This is a genomic window from Pseudomonas sp. PvP025 (assembly GCF_017832155.1).
In the GTDB taxonomy this organism is placed as follows: Bacteria; Pseudomonadota; Gammaproteobacteria; order Pseudomonadales; family Pseudomonadaceae; genus Aquipseudomonas.
This window is the reverse complement of record NZ_JAFIBJ010000001.1, coordinates 2,106,103-2,123,593: the sequence shown is the minus strand read 5'-3', so window position 1 is coordinate 2,123,593 and position 17,491 is coordinate 2,106,103. Positions and strand designations below refer to the sequence as shown.

The window sequence follows — 17,491 nt, the reverse complement described above, 5'->3', positions numbered from 1 at the left end:
GCTACATCAGCAGCGTCCTGAACCGCTCGATGGGCAGCGGCCGGCTGTGCAGGTAACCCTGATACAGGTGACAGCCCAGGCCTTGCAGGAACGCCAGCTGTTCCAGGGTTTCCACGCCCTCGGCGATCACCTCCAGGTTCAGGCTGCGCGCCATCGCCACGATCGCGCGGATGATCTCGGCGTCGTTGGGGTCGTGGGTTGCATCGCGCACGAACGACTGGTCGATTTTCAGCGCATCCACCGGCAGGCGCTTGAGGTAGGTCAATGACGAATAGCCGGTGCCGAAGTCATCCATGGCAAAGCTCACGCCGAGCTTTTTCAGGCGGCGCATCTTCAGCACCGTGTCGTCCAGGTTCTGGATCACGATGCCTTCGGTGATTTCCAGTTTCAGCAGGCTGAACGGCAATGCATGCTGTTTGAGGCTGTGCTCCACCCGTTCCACAAAGTCGTTCTGGCGAAACTGCCGTGGGCTGATGTTCACGCACAGGCTGAAATTCAGCGGGTCCACCAGGCCGTCGGCGATCAATTGCGCAAAACCTGCGCAGGCCTCATCAAGAATCCAGGTGCCCACCTCCAGGATCAGACCGCTGTCTTCCAGTACCTTGATAAATTCGGCCGGCGACTGCGCGCCCAGTTGCGGATGCTGCCAGCGCACCAGGGCCTCGGCCCCGACGATGTGGCTGCCGCGCGCATCCACCTGGGGCTGGTAATGCACGCTGAACTCGCCGCGCGAGAGCGCCAGACGCAGGTCGGTTTCCATGCGCAGGCGTTCGCTGGCGGCTTTCTGCATGCTGTTGTGAAACATCTGCGTGGTGTTGCGCCCCGAGTCCTTGGCGCGGTACAGCGCAATGTCGGCGCGCTTGAGCAGGTCGGTCGGGGTCGAGCCATGGTCGGGAATCAACGCCACGCCAATGCTCGGTGTGACCTGCAGGCGGTGGCCGTCCAGGAACATCGGCTCCGAGAGCAAGTGGCGCAACGTCTCGGCGAGGTCCTGCACCTGCCGGCTGACCTCTGTGCGTGAACCTTGCAGGCCACTGAGCAGCACCACGAACTCATCGCCACCCAGGCGCGCGACGGTGTCCTCCATGCGCACGCTGGCTTCCAGGCGCGCGGTGATCATTTTCAGCACGGTGTCGCCCACCGGGTGCCCGAGGGAATCATTGATGTGCTTGAAATGGTCGAGGTCGAGAAACAGCAGGGCGCCACGCAGGTCATGGCGCTTGAGCAGGGCAATCTGCTGGCTCAGACGGTCCATCAGCAGCGCGCGGTTGGGCAGGTTGGTGAGTGGGTCGTGGTAGGCCAGGTGGCGGATCTGCGCCTGGGCGTTTTTCAGCAGGCTCACGTCCCGCGCGGTCAACAGCAGGCACGGGGTTTCATTGAGGGTAATCGGTTCTACCGAGACCTCCACCGACAGCACTTCGCCACGCCGGTTGTGCCAGAGCATTTCCAGGTGATGAATGCGGCCCTTGATCGCGAGTTCGGCCAATAACGACGAGCGCTGGTTTTCATCGGCCCAGATGCCGATCTGGTACAGCGTGAGGCCGATGGCCTCCTCGGCGCGATAGCCGGTCAGGCGGCAAAAGCCGTCATTGACCTCGACATACCGGCCCGTGTCGCGTTCGGTGATGGAAATCGCGTTGGGACTGGCATGAAATACGCTGGCGAATTTTTCTTCGGAGGCAATGAGCCGTTGTTCGCGCTCGACCTGGTCGGTGATGTCCAGCAGGGTGCCGGCCATGCGCAGCGGGGCGCCGTGTTCGTCGCGATACAGCCGGGCGCGGCTTTCCAGGTAGCGCACGCTGCCGTCTTCCAGAGGCACGCGGTAAATCAGCTGGTAATTGCCGGCCGGGCCCTTGCGCAGAGTGCGGTAGGCGCTGCGCATGTTGTCGCGATCGGAATCGGGCATGCCCTCGAAAAATGCCTCGAAAGGCTCATGGAAGGGTTCGGGTGGCAAGCCATGCAGTTGAGCGGCGCGGGCCGAGCCGTAGAGCATGCCGGTGGGAATGTGCCAGTCCCAGGTGCCCAGTTGCGCCGATTCCAGCGCCAGGTCGAGGCGCTCCTGGCTGTCCTTGAGCGCCTGCTCGGCAGTGTTGTGCTCGGGGTTGACAGGGGTGTGCATTATCAAAGGGCCTTGGCTCGATGGGCAGACAGCGCGGTTTTGTTCAAGGCCCACGGCCGCACGGTGTTATGCCGGTATCCCTGGCAGATCGACCTGTGCATCCAGCAGGCTCATGAAGGCTCGTGCAGCGTTCGACAGCGTCCTTTCGGTGTGCACGATATAGCCTAGCTGGCGACTGAGCTGTATGCCGGGCAAAGCGATGCTTGTCACCTGATCATCGAGCATGGTACGCGGCAGCACGCTCCAGGCCAGGCCGATGGAGACCATCATCTTGATGGTTTCCAGGTAATTGGTGCTCATCGCGATGTTGGGCGTGAGGCCCTGGGCGCCGAACAGCTTGCTGACAATATGATGGGTAAAGGTGTTGCCGCCGGGAAAAACCGCCGGATGCCGTGCGATATCGGCCAGGCTCACGCGGGCGTTGCCGGTCAGGCTGTGTTCCGGCGCCACCACAAAGTCCAGCGGGTCATCCCATACCGGCGTAGCGCGCACCAGGTGATGGGGCGCGGGCGCCAGGGTGATCACGGCCACTTCGGCGCGGCCGTGGAGGATTTCTTCGTAGGCCACTTCCGAATCGAGGAACTGAATATCCAGCGCGACGTGGGGGTATTCCCGGGTAAAGGCGCGCAGGATCGGTGGCAGGCGATGCAGGCCGATGTGGTGACTGGTGGCCAGGGTGAGGCGCCCGCTGACTTCGCCGGTGAGGTTGGTGAGCGCGCGGCGGGTGTCATCCAGCACATTGAGGATCTGATAGGCGCGCGGCAGCAAGGCCCGGCCCGCCTCGGTGAGGCCTACCTCGCGGCCCAGGCGGTCGAACAGCCGTACGTTCAATTGCTGTTCCAGGCCGGCAATGCGTTTGCTGATGGCCGGTTGGGTCAGGTGCAGGCGTTCGCCGGCACCGGAAAAGCTGCCGCTCTCGGCGATGGCAATAAAGGCATTGAGGTTGGCCAGGTCCATAATGGTATTCCAGTTGGTAATCCAAAGCATAAAAATTATGAATTTGAGTTATTTAATGTAGCGCCATACCATCAGCCTCACAAGCCAAAGGGTTATTGAAAAGCCCGGCATAAAGATGCACCGCTGATGAGGACCGACTGATGGCCGGCAAAACGCTGTACGACAAGCTTTGGGATTCCCATGAAGTGAAACGTCGCGATGATGGATCGTCGCTGATCTACATCGACCGTCACATCATCCATGAAGTGACCTCGCCCCAAGCGTTCGAAGGCCTGCGACTGGCCGGGCGCAAGCCCTGGCGCGTCGACTCGATCATCGCCACTCCCGACCACAACGTGCCGACCACCCCGGAACGCAAGGGTGGCATCGACGCAATTGCCGACACCGTGTCGCGCCTGCAGGTGCAGACCCTCGACGACTATTGCGACGAATACGGCATCACCGAATTCAAGATGAATGATGTGCGCCAGGGCATCGTCCACGTGATCGGCCCGGAGCAGGGCGCGACCTTGCCGGGCATGACCGTGGTCTGCGGTGACTCCCATACGTCCACCCACGGCGCGTTCGGTGCCCTGGCCCATGGCATCGGCACGTCCGAGGTGGAGCACGTGTTCGCCACTCAGTGCCTGGTCGCCAAAAAAATGAAGAACATGCTGGTGCGCGTCGAAGGCACGTTGCCGTTCGGCGTGACTGCCAAGGACATCGTGCTCGCCGTGATCGGCAAGATCGGCACCGCCGGCGGTAACGGCCACGCCATCGAGTTCGCCGGCAGCGCGATTCGCGACCTGTCCATCGAGGGCCGCATGACCATCTGCAACATGTCCATCGAAGCCGGTGCCCGTGTAGGCATGGTGGCGGCGGATGAGAAAACCGTCGAGTACGTCAAGGGGCGTCCGTTTGCGCCACAAGGCGCCGATTGGGACGCTGCGGTCGAGGCCTGGAAAGACCTGGTCTCCGACGCCGATGCGGTGTTCGACACCGTGGTCGAGCTGGACGCTACGCAGATCAAGCCGCAAGTCAGCTGGGGCACCTCGCCGGAAATGGTCCTGGCCGTCGACCAGAACGTGCCGGACCCGGCGCAGGAAACCGACCTGGTCAAGCGCGGTTCCATCGAGCGCGCCTTGAAGTACATGGGTCTCAAAGCCAACCAGGCGATTACCGACATTCAATTGGATCGCGTATTCATCGGCTCCTGCACCAACTCGCGCATCGAAGACCTGCGCGCGGCGGCGGTGATCGCCAAGGGCCGCAAGGTGGCTTCGACCATCAAGCAAGCGATCGTGGTGCCGGGCTCGGGCCTGGTCAAGGCGCAAGCCGAAGCCGAAGGCCTCGACAAGATCTTCCTCGAAGCCGGTTTTGAATGGCGTGAGCCGGGCTGCTCGATGTGCCTGGCGATGAACCCGGACCGCCTTGAGTCGGGCGAGCATTGCGCGTCCACCTCCAACCGTAACTTCGAAGGCCGTCAGGGCGCCGGCGGGCGTACTCACCTGGTCAGCCCGGCCATGGCCGCTGCGGCCGCCGTCAACGGTCGTTTCATCGACGTTCGCGAATTGATCTGAGGGATTCCTGATGAGAGCTTTTACCCAACACACCGGTCTGGTCGCGCCGTTGGACCGTGCCAACGTGGACACCGACCAGATCATTCCCAAGCAGTTCCTGAAGTCGATCAAGCGCACCGGTTTCGGCCCCAACCTGTTCGACGAGTGGCGCTACCTGGATGTGGGCTATGCCTATCAGGACAACTCCAAGCGCCCGCTGAACAAGGATTTCGTGCTCAACGCCGAGCGTTACCAGGGCGCCAGCGTGTTGCTGGCGCGGGAAAATTTCGGTTGCGGCTCCAGCCGTGAACACGCGCCGTGGGCCCTGGAAGAATATGGCTTTCGCAGCATCATCGCGCCGAGCTACGCCGACATCTTCTTCAACAACAGCTTCAAGAACGGGCTGCTGCCGATCATCCTCACCGATGCCGAAGTGGACGAGCTGTTCAAGCAGGTGGAAGCCGAAGAGGGTTACCAGTTGACTGTCGACCTGGCGGCACAGACGGTGACTCGTCCGGATGGCAAGGTGTACCACTTTGAGGTGGACGCGTTCCGCAAGCACTGCCTGATCAATGGCCTGGACGATATCGGCCTGACCTTGCAGGACGGCGATGCGATTGCGGCATTTGAGAGCAAGCATCGGGCGAGCCAGCCCTGGTTGTTTCGTGATGCCTGAATTGATGTAGGCAGGGCCGCCGTCATCGGGAGCAAGCCCCCTCCCACAGGTGGAATGTGTTCCCCTGTGGGAGGGGGCTTGCTCCCGATGAGGCCAGTGTTAACACCACAACACCCAAGGACAGTCCCCATGACCCAGACCGCCCACACCCAAGTCGTGCAAAAACAATTCGGCGAGCAGGCCTCGGCCTACCTGAGCAGTGCCGTGCACGCCCAGGGCAGCGAATTTGCACTGCTGCAGGCCGAACTGGCTGGGCAAGGCGATGCACGCCTGCTGGACCTGGGCTGCGGCGCCGGGCATGTGAGCTTTCACGTTGCGCCGCTGGTTAAAGACGTGGTGGCCTACGACCTGTCCCAGCAGATGCTCGACGTGGTGGCCGCCGCCGCGCAGGACCGTGGTTTTACCAATATCAGCACCGTCCATGGCGCCGCCGAACGTCTGTCCTTCGCCGATGGCGAGTTCGACTTCGTGTTCAGCCGCTATTCGGCTCACCACTGGAGCGACCTCGGCCTGGCCCTGCGCGAAGTGCGCCGCGTACTCAAGCCGGGCGGGGTAGCGGCGTTCGTCGACGTGTTGTCGCCGGGCAGTCCGTTGCTGGACACTTACCTGCAAACCGTCGAAGTGCTGCGCGATACCAGCCATGTGCGTGATTACTCGGCCGCCGAGTGGATGCGCCAGCTCAGCGAAGCCGGTTTGCATGTACGCAGCAGCAGCCGTCAGCGTCTGCGCCTGGAATACACCTCCTGGGTGGAGCGCATGCGCACGCCGCCGGCCTTGCGTGCGGCCATCCTTGAGCTGCAACAGGCGATGGGCCAGGAAGTGCGCGATTACTTCGAGATTCAGGCCGATGGCACCTTCAGCACCGATGTGCTGGTGGTGTGGGCCGAACGCTGATCAATTTTCCCGACCTGCCTTCGGGCGGGTCGCTTGATGAAATGAGGAACCCATGAGCAAGCAGATTCTGATTCTCCCTGGCGACGGTATCGGTCCGGAAATCATGGCCGAAGCGGTCAAGGTGCTGGAATTGGCCAACAGCAAGTACAGCCTGGGCTTCGAACTGAGCCACGACGTGATCGGCGGCGCGGCCATCGACAAGCACGGCGTGCCGCTGGCCGACGAAACCCTGGACCGCGCCCGTGCGGCCGACGCCGTGCTGCTCGGCGCCGTGGGTGGGCCCAAGTGGGACAAGATCGAACGCGACATCCGCCCCGAGCGCGGCCTGCTGAAGATCCGCGCGCAACTGGGCCTGTTCGGCAACCTGCGCCCGGCGATCCTCTATCCGCAACTGGCCGACGCTTCGAGCCTCAAGCCGGAAGTGGTGGCGGGCCTGGATATCCTCATCGTGCGTGAGCTGACCGGCGGCATTTACTTCGGCTCGCCACGGGGCGTGCGTGAGCTGGAAAATGGCGAGCGCCAGGCCTACGACACGCTGCCATACAGCGAGAGCGAAATCCGCCGTATCGCCCGTGTCGGGTTCGACATGGCTCGCGTGCGTGGCAAGAAGGTCTGCTCGGTGGACAAGGCCAACGTGCTGGCCTCCAGCCAACTGTGGCGCGAAATCGTCGAAGAAGTCGCCAAGGACTACCCCGACGTCGAACTGAGCCACATGTACGTCGACAATGCCGCCATGCAGCTGGTGCGCGCGCCCAAGCAGTTTGATGTGATTGTCACCGACAACCTGTTCGGCGACATCCTGTCCGACCAGGCCTCGATGCTCACCGGCTCCATTGGCATGCTGCCGTCAGCGTCCCTGGACACCAATAACAAAGGCATGTACGAGCCGTGTCACGGTTCGGCGCCGGACATCGCGGGGCAGGGCATTGCCAACCCGCTGGCGACCATTTTGTCGGTGTCGATGATGCTGCGTTACAGCTTCAACCTGGGCGACGCGGCGGACGCTATCGAGAACGCCGTCAGCCTGGTGCTGGACCAGGGTTTGCGCACCGGCGACATCTGGTCGCAGGGTTGCACCCGGGTCGGGACGCAAGAAATGGGCGACGCAGTAGTCGCCGCGCTGCGGAATCTGTAATCTCTCGGGCCCGTTTGCAGTTGTTGCTGCCAGGCGGCCCACTTTTGAACAAGGTGTAGTTGCGATGAAACGTGTAGGTCTGATCGGTTGGCGCGGTATGGTCGGTTCCGTGCTCATGCAGCGGATGCTGGAAGAGCAGGATTTCGATCTTATTGAGCCGGTGTTTTTCACCACTTCGAACGTGGGTGGCCAAGGGCCGTCTGTGGGCAAGGATATTGCTCCGCTCAAGGACGCCTACAGCATTGAAGAGCTGAAAACCCTCGACGTGATTCTGACCTGCCAGGGCGGCGACTACACCAGTGAAGTCTTCCCCAAGCTGCGTGAAGCCGGCTGGCAGGGTTACTGGATCGACGCCGCCTCGAGCCTGCGGATGCAGGATGACGCAGTGATCATTCTCGACCCGGTCAATCGCAAGGTCATCGACCAGCAACTGGACGCCGGCACCAAAAACTACGTCGGCGGCAACTGCACCGTCAGCCTGATGCTGATGGGGCTGGGTGGCCTGTTCGAAGCCGGTCTGGTCGAATGGATGAGTGCCATGACCTATCAGGCGGCGTCCGGCGCCGGCGCGCAGAACATGCGTGAGCTGATCAAGCAGATGGGCGCGACCCACGCTGCCGTTGCCGATCAACTGGCTGACCCGGCCAGCGCGATCCTCGATATTGACCGCCGTGTGGCTGACGCCATGCGCAGCGAGGCTTACCCGACCGAGAACTTCGGTGTGCCATTGGCCGGCAGCCTGATCCCGTGGATCGACAAGGAGCTGCCGAACGGTCAGAGCCGCGAAGAGTGGAAGGCCCAGGCCGAGACCAACAAGATCCTCGGTCGCTTCAAGAGCCCGATCCCGGTGGATGGCATCTGCGTGCGCATCGGCGCCATGCGCTGCCACAGCCAGGCGCTTACCATCAAGCTGAACAAGGACGTGCCGATTGCCGATATCGAAGGGCTGATCAGCCAGCACAACCCGTGGGTCAAGCTGGTGCCGAACAACCGTGATATCAGCATGCAGGAGCTGAGCCCGACCAAGGTCACCGGCACCCTGAATGTACCGGTGGGCCGTCTGCGCAAGCTGAACATGGGCAGCCAGTTCCTTGGCGCGTTCACCGTGGGCGACCAACTGCTGTGGGGCGCGGCCGAGCCGCTGCGTCGGATGCTGCGGATTCTGCTGGAGCGTTGATGGCTGTCGGATGTTGAAAACCCCGTGCTCTGGTGACAGGCGCGGGGTTTTTTATTGGCTTTGCGGGCCTCATCGGGAGCAAGCCCCCTCCCACATTTAATAGTGTTCACACATCGAAATGGGGGAGGGGGCTTGCTCCCGGTAGGGCCATCAGCTTCACCACCAGACCCAGCCCAATTGCCTCACCCCCAACCACCCGGTAAAGTGCCGCTCCCCCCGCAATGCCCGAGGCAGCCTCCATGACCCAGACCTTTGAAATCGCCGTGATCGGCGCCACCGGCACCGTCGGCGAGACCCTGGTGCAGATTCTCGAAGAGCTGTCATTCCCGGTCGGCACTCTGTATCTGCTGGCGGGCAGCAATTCCGCCGGTGCGTCGGTGCCGTTTCGTGGCAAGAACGTGCGGGTGCGGGAAGTCGATGAGTTCGATTTCAGCAAGGCGCAGTTGGCGTTCTTCGCCGCAGGGCCGGCGGTGACCCTGGGTTTCGCCCCGCGCGCCATCGCAGCCGGGTGTGCGGTGATCGATCTTTCCGGCGCGTTGCCGGCCGAACAGGCGCCGCCTGTGGTGCCGGAAGCCAATGCCCACGTGCTGGAAGGCTTGAAAAAACCGTTCCAGGTCAGCAGCCCCAGCCCATCGGCGACTAACCTCGCCGTGGTGCTGGCGCCGTTGCGCGGCCTGGTGGATATCCTGCGCGTCAGCGTCACCGCCAACCTGGCGGTGTCGGCCCTGGGCCGCGAAGCCGTCAGCGAACTCGCCCGGCAAACCGCAGAATTGCTGAACGTGCGTCCACTGGAGCCGGCTTTCTTTGACCGGCAAATGGCCTTCAACCTGTTGGCACAAGTCGGCAAGCCAGATGCGAAAGGTCATACAGACCTTGAGAAACGTCTGATACACGAACTGCGCGCAGTGCTGGACACTCCGGCGCTGAAAATTTCCGCCACCTGCGTTCAAGCCCCGGTGTTCTTTGGCGACAGCCTCACGGTGTCGTTGCAACTGGCGGCGCCGGTGGATCTTGCCGCCGTCAACCGCGCACTCGAAGCCGCGCCGGGTATCGAGCTTGTGGAGGAGGGGGATTACCCCACCGCCGTGGGCGATGCGGTGGGTCAGGACGTGGTGTATGCAGGGCGCGTTCGCGCAGGTGTGGACGACCCTGCGGAACTAAATATGTGGCTGACGTCAGATAACGTACGCAAGGGCGCAGCCCTGAATGCAGTGCAGTTGGCGCAGTTGTTGATAAAACGCCTTGTGTAAAAGATACTTGGCGGCAATTTGTAGATTGATTCTAACCAGGCGCTATGCTTGGTCGGAAGCGGCACAGAAGCGCGTCGGTAACCTATCGGCTCGCCATGCCTAATGGCAGCGGTTACCAACCTTCTCGCAGGCCGGGGAGTGTTCAGACAAAGGATGAGGCTATGGTTCAAGTTCGCAAACTGGTGTTAGCAATAGCGGCCGCCTCGGCGCTGTCTTCCGGTATGGCGCAAGCGCTGCAGCTGGGGGAGATGACCCTCAAGTCCAAGCTGAACCAGCCGCTGTCGGTGGACATCGAATTGCTCGATGTCGGTGGCCTTACCGCCGCCGAAATCACGCCGAGCCTGGCGTCCTCCCAGGCCTTTGTCGATGCGGGCGTGGATCGTCAGGCGTTTCTCGATGACCTGACGTTCACCCCGGTGATCAACCCCAACGGCCGCAGCGTGGTGCGGGTCACCTCCAGCAAGCCGTTGCCCGATTCCTACGTACGTTTTCTGCTGCAGGTGCAGTGGCCCAATGGCCGCCTGATGCGTGACTACAGCGTATTGCTCGACCCGGCCAAGTTCGATCAGGCAACGCCGGCCGCTGCGCCCGCGCCGCGTCTGTCGGCGCCCGCCGGCAGCGCTCCGGCTGCGGCACGCTCCTCGGCCCAGCACACCACCACGTCCCGCGACACCCTGTGGGAAATCGCGCAGAAGAGCCGCAATGGCGGCTCGGTGCAGCAGACCATGCTGGCCATTCAGGCGTTGAATCCTGACGCCTTCATCGATGGCAACATCAACCGTTTGAAGACCGGTCAGGTCCTGCGCCTGCCCGATGCCACGCAAAGCACCGCGCTGCCGCAACCCCAGGCGATTGCCGAGGTGCGTGCGCAGAACGAAGCCTGGCGCCAGGGCCGCCGCAGTGCGACCAATCAGCCCGCCGGCCGCCAGCAACTGGACGCCACCCGCCGCACCCAGGCGGGCAATGCCGCCGCGACCACCGACGCCAAGGACACCTTGAGCCTGGTCTCCGCCGAAGCCGCGCGCAAGGGCGCCAAGGGCAACGCCGGCGACAGCCAGGCCCTGGGCGAGAAACTGGCCGTGACCCAGGAACAGCTGGACACCACCCGTCGCGACAACGAAGAACTCAAGAGCCGCGCGGCCGACCTGCAAAGCCAGCTCGACAAGCTGCAAAAGCTGATTCAACTGAAGAATGATCAACTGGCCAGGCTGCAGGCTGAAAAAGGCCAGCCGGCCACGGCGACGGCGGCGATGCCGGCGCAGTTGGCGGCTGATCCTGCTGCTGACCCGGCGGCTGCGGATTCAGCGGCTGAAGCGCCTGAAGCGCCTGCGACTCAAACCCCTGCCATGCCAGCTGCCCCCGCGTCTGCAACGCCTGCACCAGAGGTGGACACGCCGGCGGCAACACCTGCCAGCACCGAAGGCAAGTTCAACGACCTGCTCACCAATCCCATCGTGCTCGGCGTCATTGGCGGTGCGGCCGGCTTGCTGGTGCTGTTGTTGCTGCTGCTGTGGGCGCGCCATCGCAATGCCCGGCTTGAAGAAGAAAAGCACCTGCGCATGGCCCGCGCGCTGGCCGAGGAGGCGGAATTCACGTCGAGCATCGACCGTGACCTGCCCTCGGACAGTTTCGAAGGCCTGGAAGTCGCACCGCCAAGTGTCAAGCTGGCCCCCGCGCCTGCACCCGTGGTCGAGCCGGTAGCCGTACCAACGGTGGCTTCGGTGCTTTCGCCGTTGGCCGCCGCGGTAAACCCGACCAATGCCAGTGGTGCGCTGGTACAAGCCCAGTCCCACATCGACCGTGGTCACTTGAACCAGGCGGCCGATGTGCTGGAGCAGGCGATCAAGCGCGATCCCAAGCGCAGCGACCTGCGCCTGAAGCTGATGGAAGTCTACGGCCTGCAGAACGACAAGGACGGGTTCGTGACGCAGGAGCGTCAGCTGGTAGCCACCGGTGAAAACCACGCCCAGGTCGAACAGCTCAAATCGCGCTTCCCGGCCATGGCCGTCCTCGCGGCGGGCGTGAGTGCCGCCGTTGCGGCTGCGGCGCTCGATGCCCAGTACGTCAAGGACCTGCTCGAAGAAAAGCCCGCGCCCGCGCCCGATGCATCAGCCGTCGATTTCGACCTTAGCCTGGATGAGCTGGAAGCTGCTTCGCCCGCGCTAGTGACCGCCGATCAGCCGACCTTTGAATCGCTGTTGAAGCAACAGACCAACGACCAAGCCACGTCGAATGAAGGCTCGGACTTCGATCTGCAACTGGATCCGCCGTCCTCCCAGGCCGATGACGACTTTCTTTCCGGTCTTGAAGACCCGATGAACGTTGAACCGCCGCCCCTCAAACCCACTGCCGTGGATGACTTCGAGCTGCCGGAAGACTTCGACCTGTCCCTGGCCGATGAGCCTGAAGCGCCAGCGGCGTCCAAGCCGGATGCATTCGCCTCGGAACTGAATGATGTCAACGCCGAGCTCGATCGTCTGTCCCAGAGCCTGGAGCATCCGCCGATCGAGCCTACCTTTACCGCTGAAGACGCGGCGCTGGGGGATGACGAGCCGGAGTTCGACTTCCTCTCGGGCACCGATGAGGTCTCCACCAAGCTGGACCTGGCCCAGGCCTATATCGACATGGGCGATGCCGATGGCGCACGTGACATCCTGTCCGAAGTGCTGACCGAAGGCAGCGAAGAGCAGCGCAGCGAGGCCAAGGAAATGCTCGGCAGAATCTGAAGCCCGATGCAGGGGACGTGTGGGAGTGGGGGGCTGCCTCCCACATTTGTATCAGCGTCCATTGCGAACAAAAGCGCCCCGGCTTCGTCCGTCGCCTTTATAATGCGCGCCTTTGCGCAACTCATCGGGCTCTCAGTTCTTGGCAAACATAGATAACGCGGCCGCCGAAATGGCGGCCGCAGGCTTTTACCGCATCGCCCTCGGCGTCGAATACAAGGGCTCGCGCTACCGCGGCTGGCAGCGTCAGGCGTCGGGTGTGTTGACGGTGCAGGAAACCCTGGAAAATGCCCTGTCCAAGGTCGCCGACTCGCCGGTGTCGCTGATGTGCGCCGGGCGTACCGACGCCGGTGTGCACGCCTGTGGTCAGGTGGTGCACTTCGATACCCAGGCCGAGCGCACCATGAAGGCTTGGGTGATGGGCGCCAATATCAATCTGCCCCACGACGTCAGTGTGACCTGGGCCAAGGTAATGCCTGCGCATTTTCATGCGCGTTTCAAGGCCATCGCCCGGCGTTACCGCTATGTGATCTATAACGACCAGATCCGCCCGGCGCACCTCAATCAGGAAATCACCTGGAACCATCGTCCGCTGGATGCCGAGCGCATGGCCCAAGCTGCGCAGCATCTGGTGGGCGTGCATGATTTCAGCGCATTCCGCGCCGGCCAGTGCCAGGCCAAGTCACCGATCAAGGAAGTCCACCACCTGCGCGTCACCCGGCACGGCAAGATGATCGTGCTGGATATTCGCGCCGGGGCGTTCCTGCACCATATGGTGCGCAACATTGCGGGCGTTCTGATGACCATCGGCACCGGCGAGCGTCCAGTGGAATGGGCCCGCGAGGTGCTGGAAAGCCGTGTTCGCCGCACGGGCGGCGTGACGGCCCATCCGTTTGGTCTATATCTGGTGGGCGTGGAGTACCGCGACGAGTTCGAGCTGCCGGAGCGCTTCATCGGGCCACACTTCCTCACAGGTTTCAGCGAACTTGGCGGCTGACGCCCGGAAAAGCTTTTGTTACCATCCGGGACTTTCTCGGTGCAATCCCTGAGGTTTCCAAGACATGTCAGCCGTTCGCAGCAAGATTTGCGGGATTACCCGCATGGAAGACGCGCTGGCGGCAGTCGAAGCGGGGGCGGATGCCATTGGCCTGGTGTTCTATGCCAAAAGCCCGCGGGCGGTGAACGTGTTGCAGGCGCGGGCGATCATTGCCGGGCTGCCACCGTTTGTCACCACCGTGGGGCTGTTCGTGAATGCCAGCCGCTGCGAGCTTGACGAGACCCTCGATGCGGTGCCTCTGGATATGCTGCAGTTTCACGGCGACGAAAGCCCCGACGAATGCGAAAGCTATCAACGCCCGTATATCAAAGCGCTGCGGGTCAAGGCCGGTGATGACATTGCCGCCGCCTGTGCCACTTATGCGGGCGCTCGCGGGATCCTGCTGGACACCTACGTCGAAGGCGTCCCGGGCGGCACGGGTGAAGCGTTCGACTGGTCGCTGATCCCTGGAGGGTTGAGCAAGCCGATCATCCTTGCCGGTGGCTTGAACTGCGCCAATGTCGCGGCGGCCATCGAACAGGTTCGGCCGTATGCCGTGGATGTGAGCGGCGGAGTAGAGCAGAGCAAGGGCATCAAGGATCACCACAAGATTCGCGCATTCATGCAGGCCGTGCGCGCGATGTGACGGCTGGCAGTCTGCCGCCGTCAGTAACTACCACTGTGTAACGCAGCATCGGCGCCGCCTGCGGGAGGGCCGGGAACGAAGTGACAACCCTGCACAGGCAGGTTGTCTGGAAGGCTGAGGATGCGGACGGGAAATGGCTGGTCGAACGTCTGACCCCGACCCGCCCGCGTCATCGCCACACATGAATTTAGCTCAAGGGCATACGCGGGGCTGTGTTCAAGCCACCGGTACTGGAGAAAGAAAGCATGAGCAACTGGTTAGTAGACAAACTGATCCCTTCGATCATGCGTTCCGAGGTGAAGAAAAGCTCGGTTCCTGAAGGTCTGTGGCACAAGTGCCCTTCCTGCGACGCGGTGCTGTACCGCCCGGAGCTGGAAAAGACCCTGGACGTTTGCCCCAAGTGCAATCACCACATGCGCATCGGCGCGCGCGCGCGCATCGACATCTTCCTCGACGCCGACGGTCGTAACGAACTGGGCGCTGATCTGGAGCCGGTCGACCGTCTCAAGTTCCGCGACGGCAAGAAGTACAAGGACCGCCTCACTGCTGCGCAGAAGCAGACCGGCGAGAAAGACGCACTGATTTCCGTCAGTGGCAAGCTGCTGGGCATGCCGGTGGTGGTCTCGGCCTTTGAATTTTCCTTCATGGGCGGTTCCATGGGTGCCATCGTCGGTGAGCGTTTTGTGCGCGCCGCCAATTACGCGCTGGAAAACCGTTGCCCGATGATCTGCTTCGCCGCCTCCGGGGGGGCGCGCATGCAGGAAGCCCTGATTTCCCTGATGCAAATGGCCAAGACCTCCGCGGTGCTGGCGCGTCTGCGTGAAGAAGGCATTCCGTTTATCTCCGTGCTGACCGACCCGGTCTACGGCGGTGTTTCCGCCAGCCTGGCCATGCTCGGCGACGTGATCGTCGGCGAGCCCAAGGCCCTGATCGGCTTTGCCGGCCCGCGCGTGATCGAGCAGACCGTGCGCGAAAAGCTGCCGGAAGGCTTCCAGCGTAGCGAATTCTTGCTGGAGCACGGTGCAATCGATCTGATTATCCCGCGCGGCGAGCTGCGTCCACGCCTGGGCAACCTGCTGGCACAAATGATGGGGCTGCCGACACCGGTGTACGTCGCGCCTAAAATCGAACCGATCGTCGTGCCGCCGGTGCCTGCAAACCTATGACCCAACGTACCCTGGGCGAATGGCTCGCCTACCTTGAGCAGTTGCATCCGTCCGCCATCGACATGGGCCTGGAGCGCTCGCAACAGGTAGCGACCCGCCTCGGGTTGGGCCGGCCGGCGCCGCGTGTGATCACGGTGACCGGCACCAACGGCAAAGGCTCGACCTGCGCCTTTGTCGCGGCGCTGCTTCAGGCTCAAGGCCTGAGCGTCGGCGTCTACAGTTCTCCGCACCTGCTGCGTTACAACGAGCGGGTGCAGCTCAACGGGGTCGAAGCCACCGATGAGCAACTCTGTGAAGCGTTCGCCGCACTTGATGCCGGACGTGGCGAAATCTCCCTGACCTACTTCGAGATGGGCACCCTGGCGGCGTTCTGGCTGTTAGAGCGTGCGCAACTGGATGTGGTCGTGCTGGAAGTGGGCCTGGGCGGTCGTCTGGACACGGTCAACGTGGTGGATGCCGACCTGGCGCTGGTGACCAGCATTGGCGTTGACCATGTCGACTACCTGGGCGATACCCGCGAATCGGTGGCCTATGAAAAGGCCGGTATCTTCCGTGCGGGCAAGCCTGCGTTGTGCGGTGATCTGGATCCGCCGCAACCCCTGCTCGACAAGGTGCGTGAGCTGGAATGCCCGTTCTTCCTGCGTGGTCGCGAATTCAGCCTCGACATCGGCGAGCAGCACTGGCAGTGGCGCGGGCGCGATGCGCGCGGAAAAACGGTTGAGCTGCACGATTTGCCGCTGTTGAACCTGCCGATGGAAAATGCCGCGCTTGCGCTGCAGGCCTATCTGTTGCTGGACCTGCCATGGGATGCTGCGCAGATTGCCGCGACATTGTTGGCGACCAGGGTCGTGGGGCGTCTGGATCGTCGTGCAGTCGAGTGGCAGGGCAAGCGTCTGAACCTGCTGCTGGATGTGGGGCACAATCCCCATGCGGCGCAGTACCTGGCGCAGCGCCTGGCGCGCACGCCGCCGCAGGGGCGACGACTCGCCGTATTCGGTCTGTTGGCTGATAAGGACCTCGATGGCGTGGTTGCGCCGTTGCTCGACAGTGTCCAGACGTGGGCGGTTGCGCCGCTGGATACGCCGCGCAGTCGACCGGCGGCGGAGTTGGAACTGGCCTTGCAGAACCTTGGTGCGCGCGTGGCGTCGTATGCAAGCCTGACCGCAGCCCTCGAGGCCCAGTGCGCGGTGGCAACGACCGAGGACGAGATTCTGTTGTTCGGATCATTTTATTGTGTTGCCGAGGCGCTTGAGTGGTTGGCCCGGCGTCCCACGGAGGAAGCTGCACATGGCATTACTGGATAGCGCATACAAGCAGCGAATGGTCGGAGCTCTGGTGCTGGTGGCGTTGGCGGTGATTTTCCTGCCGATGCTGTTTTCCCGTCAGGACGAACAGCGCCAGGTAGTCGTCGAAGCCCCGGCAGCGCCCCAGGCGCCCGCCGTGCCTCAGGTGCAGGTCGAGCCGGTGGTGGTGCCCGAGCCGCAGGCATTGCCCGAAGACGAGCCGGTGCCTGTCGAAGAGCCTGCTGCTGCGCCGTCAGCGCCCGTGCAACAGAGCGTGCCGGTGGTCAAGCCAGCGCCTGCGGTGGCGGCCAAGCCCGCCGCGCCGACACCTGCGCCCAAGCCGGTCATACCGCAACCGGCAGCGCCGGGCAAGCCGGATGTGGGGCAGAGTCGTATCGACCCCAATGGCCTGCCGATCAGTTGGTCGATCCAGGTGGCCAGCCTTGGCAATCGCGAAGGTGCCGACGCGTTGCAGAAAAAACTGCGCAGCCAGGGTTACAACGCCTATATCCGCAGTGCCGATGGCAAGAACCGCGTGTTTATCGGGCCGCTGATCGAGCGCGCCGAGGCGGATCGCCTGCGGGACTTGCTGGATCGTCAGCAGAACCTGAAGGGGTTCGTGACCCGCTTCCAGCCTGAGCGCGGCTGATTTCAGCCTGGAGTGCAATCAACTGTGGGAGGGGGCTTGCTCCCGATGACGATGTAGCAGTCAGCCTGTTCAGTGACTGATACACCGCCATCGGGAGCAAGCCCCCTCCCACATTGTTTTTTACGGTGGCCTTGAAAGGGGCTTTGCCCGCTACACATCATTGATTTGCAAAGCGCTCGCAAACACCGCTTACCGACAGCCCGGCGCTCTGCTAAAATGCGCCGCCTTATCCGTCCGTAGGC

14 protein-coding genes are annotated in these 17,491 nt (G+C 62.9%); 12 read left to right on the top strand and 2 right to left on the bottom strand.

Annotation, left to right across the window (positions count from 1 at the left end):
- Position 1: 1 nt before the first annotated feature.
- Both JOE32_RS08685 and JOE32_RS08680 read right to left on the bottom strand, forming a co-directional pair.
- Positions 2–2,119, bottom strand: a complete 2,118-nt coding sequence (locus tag JOE32_RS08685; RefSeq protein WP_209983187.1) for a GGDEF domain-containing phosphodiesterase — start codon at positions 2,117–2,119, stop codon at positions 2–4.
- A 66-nt stretch (positions 2,120–2,185) separates the two neighbouring features.
- Positions 2,186–3,076, bottom strand: a complete 891-nt coding sequence (locus JOE32_RS08680) for a LysR family transcriptional regulator (protein WP_209983185.1) — start codon at positions 3,074–3,076, stop codon at positions 2,186–2,188.
- A 140-nt stretch (positions 3,077–3,216) separates the two neighbouring features.
- On the opposite strand from JOE32_RS08680, the gene leuC reads away from it, so the two are divergent.
- The 12 genes from leuC to JOE32_RS08620 all read left to right on the top strand — a co-directional run bounded on the left by leuC (position 3,217) and on the right by JOE32_RS08620 (position 17,249).
- On the top strand, positions 3,217–4,635 hold the full coding sequence (gene leuC / locus JOE32_RS08675; RefSeq protein WP_209983183.1) for a 3-isopropylmalate dehydratase large subunit: 1,419 nt from the start codon (positions 3,217–3,219) through the stop codon (positions 4,633–4,635).
- A gap of 10 nt (positions 4,636–4,645) precedes the next feature.
- Positions 4,646–5,290 carry a 3-isopropylmalate dehydratase small subunit gene (leuD, locus tag JOE32_RS08670; protein ID WP_209983181.1) on the top strand — a complete coding sequence of 215 codons (645 nt, stop codon included), beginning with the start codon at positions 4,646–4,648 and terminating at the stop codon, positions 5,288–5,290.
- 129 nt (positions 5,291–5,419) lie between these two features.
- Complete coding sequence (locus tag JOE32_RS08665) at positions 5,420–6,184, top strand: class I SAM-dependent methyltransferase (RefSeq protein ID WP_209983180.1); 765 nt, start codon at positions 5,420–5,422, stop codon at positions 6,182–6,184.
- Between the two features lie 52 nt (positions 6,185–6,236).
- Complete coding sequence (gene leuB / locus JOE32_RS08660; protein ID WP_209983178.1) at positions 6,237–7,319, top strand: 3-isopropylmalate dehydrogenase; 1,083 nt, start codon at positions 6,237–6,239, stop codon at positions 7,317–7,319.
- Positions 7,320–7,383: 64 nt separating this feature from the next.
- Positions 7,384–8,496, top strand: a complete 1,113-nt coding sequence (gene asd / locus JOE32_RS08655) for an aspartate-semialdehyde dehydrogenase (RefSeq protein WP_003234328.1) — start codon at positions 7,384–7,386, stop codon at positions 8,494–8,496.
- 239 nt (positions 8,497–8,735) lie between these two features.
- Entirely contained in the window at positions 8,736–9,746 is a 1,011-nt protein-coding gene (locus JOE32_RS08650; RefSeq protein WP_209983176.1) for an aspartate-semialdehyde dehydrogenase, read from the top strand.
- A 161-nt stretch (positions 9,747–9,907) separates the two neighbouring features.
- Positions 9,908–12,472 carry a FimV family protein gene (locus tag JOE32_RS08645; protein ID WP_209983172.1) on the top strand — a complete coding sequence of 855 codons (2,565 nt, stop codon included), beginning with the start codon at positions 9,908–9,910 and terminating at the stop codon, positions 12,470–12,472.
- 169 nt (positions 12,473–12,641) lie between these two features.
- Positions 12,642–13,466 carry a tRNA pseudouridine(38-40) synthase TruA gene (gene truA, locus JOE32_RS08640; RefSeq protein ID WP_209990423.1) on the top strand — a complete coding sequence of 275 codons (825 nt, stop codon included), beginning with the start codon at positions 12,642–12,644 and terminating at the stop codon, positions 13,464–13,466.
- A 64-nt stretch (positions 13,467–13,530) separates the two neighbouring features.
- Complete coding sequence (locus JOE32_RS08635) at positions 13,531–14,151, top strand: phosphoribosylanthranilate isomerase (protein WP_209983169.1); 621 nt, start codon at positions 13,531–13,533, stop codon at positions 14,149–14,151.
- 245 nt (positions 14,152–14,396) lie between these two features.
- On the top strand, positions 14,397–15,317 hold the full coding sequence (gene accD, locus JOE32_RS08630; RefSeq protein ID WP_003234319.1) for an acetyl-CoA carboxylase, carboxyltransferase subunit beta: 921 nt from the start codon (positions 14,397–14,399) through the stop codon (positions 15,315–15,317).
- Positions 15,314–16,621: a bifunctional tetrahydrofolate synthase/dihydrofolate synthase gene (folC, locus tag JOE32_RS08625; RefSeq protein ID WP_209983167.1), complete on the top strand. Its 1,308-nt coding sequence runs from the start codon at positions 15,314–15,316 to the stop codon at positions 16,619–16,621. Before accD ends, folC begins: the two co-directional genes overlap by 4 nt.
- On the top strand, positions 16,605–17,249 hold the full coding sequence (locus JOE32_RS08620) for an SPOR domain-containing protein (RefSeq protein ID WP_209983164.1): 645 nt from the start codon (positions 16,605–16,607) through the stop codon (positions 17,247–17,249). Before folC ends, JOE32_RS08620 begins: the two co-directional genes overlap by 17 nt.
- Positions 17,250–17,491 lie beyond the last annotated feature (242 nt).

Bases quoted from the DNA above. Each gene is read 5' to 3' on its own strand.
- JOE32_RS08685 (WP_209983187.1), bottom strand. From the start codon at position 2,119: ATGCACACCCCTGTCAACCCCGAGCACAACACTGCCGAGCAGGCGCTC.
- JOE32_RS08680 (WP_209983185.1), bottom strand. From the start codon at position 3,076: ATGGACCTGGCCAACCTCAATGCCTTTATTGCCATCGCCGAGAGCGGC.
- leuC (WP_209983183.1), top strand. From the start codon at position 3,217: ATGGCCGGCAAAACGCTGTACGACAAGCTTTGGGATTCCCATGAAGTG.
- leuD (WP_209983181.1), top strand. From the start codon at position 4,646: ATGAGAGCTTTTACCCAACACACCGGTCTGGTCGCGCCGTTGGACCGT.
- JOE32_RS08665 (WP_209983180.1), top strand. From the start codon at position 5,420: ATGACCCAGACCGCCCACACCCAAGTCGTGCAAAAACAATTCGGCGAG.
- leuB (WP_209983178.1), top strand. From the start codon at position 6,237: ATGAGCAAGCAGATTCTGATTCTCCCTGGCGACGGTATCGGTCCGGAA.
- asd (WP_003234328.1), top strand. From the start codon at position 7,384: ATGAAACGTGTAGGTCTGATCGGTTGGCGCGGTATGGTCGGTTCCGTG.
- JOE32_RS08650 (WP_209983176.1), top strand. From the start codon at position 8,736: ATGACCCAGACCTTTGAAATCGCCGTGATCGGCGCCACCGGCACCGTC.
- JOE32_RS08645 (WP_209983172.1), top strand. From the start codon at position 9,908: ATGGTTCAAGTTCGCAAACTGGTGTTAGCAATAGCGGCCGCCTCGGCG.
- truA (WP_209990423.1), top strand. From the start codon at position 12,642: ATGGCGGCCGCAGGCTTTTACCGCATCGCCCTCGGCGTCGAATACAAG.
- JOE32_RS08635 (WP_209983169.1), top strand. From the start codon at position 13,531: ATGTCAGCCGTTCGCAGCAAGATTTGCGGGATTACCCGCATGGAAGAC.
- accD (WP_003234319.1), top strand. From the start codon at position 14,397: ATGAGCAACTGGTTAGTAGACAAACTGATCCCTTCGATCATGCGTTCC.
- folC (WP_209983167.1), top strand. From the start codon at position 15,314: ATGACCCAACGTACCCTGGGCGAATGGCTCGCCTACCTTGAGCAGTTG.
- JOE32_RS08620 (WP_209983164.1), top strand. From the start codon at position 16,605: ATGGCATTACTGGATAGCGCATACAAGCAGCGAATGGTCGGAGCTCTG.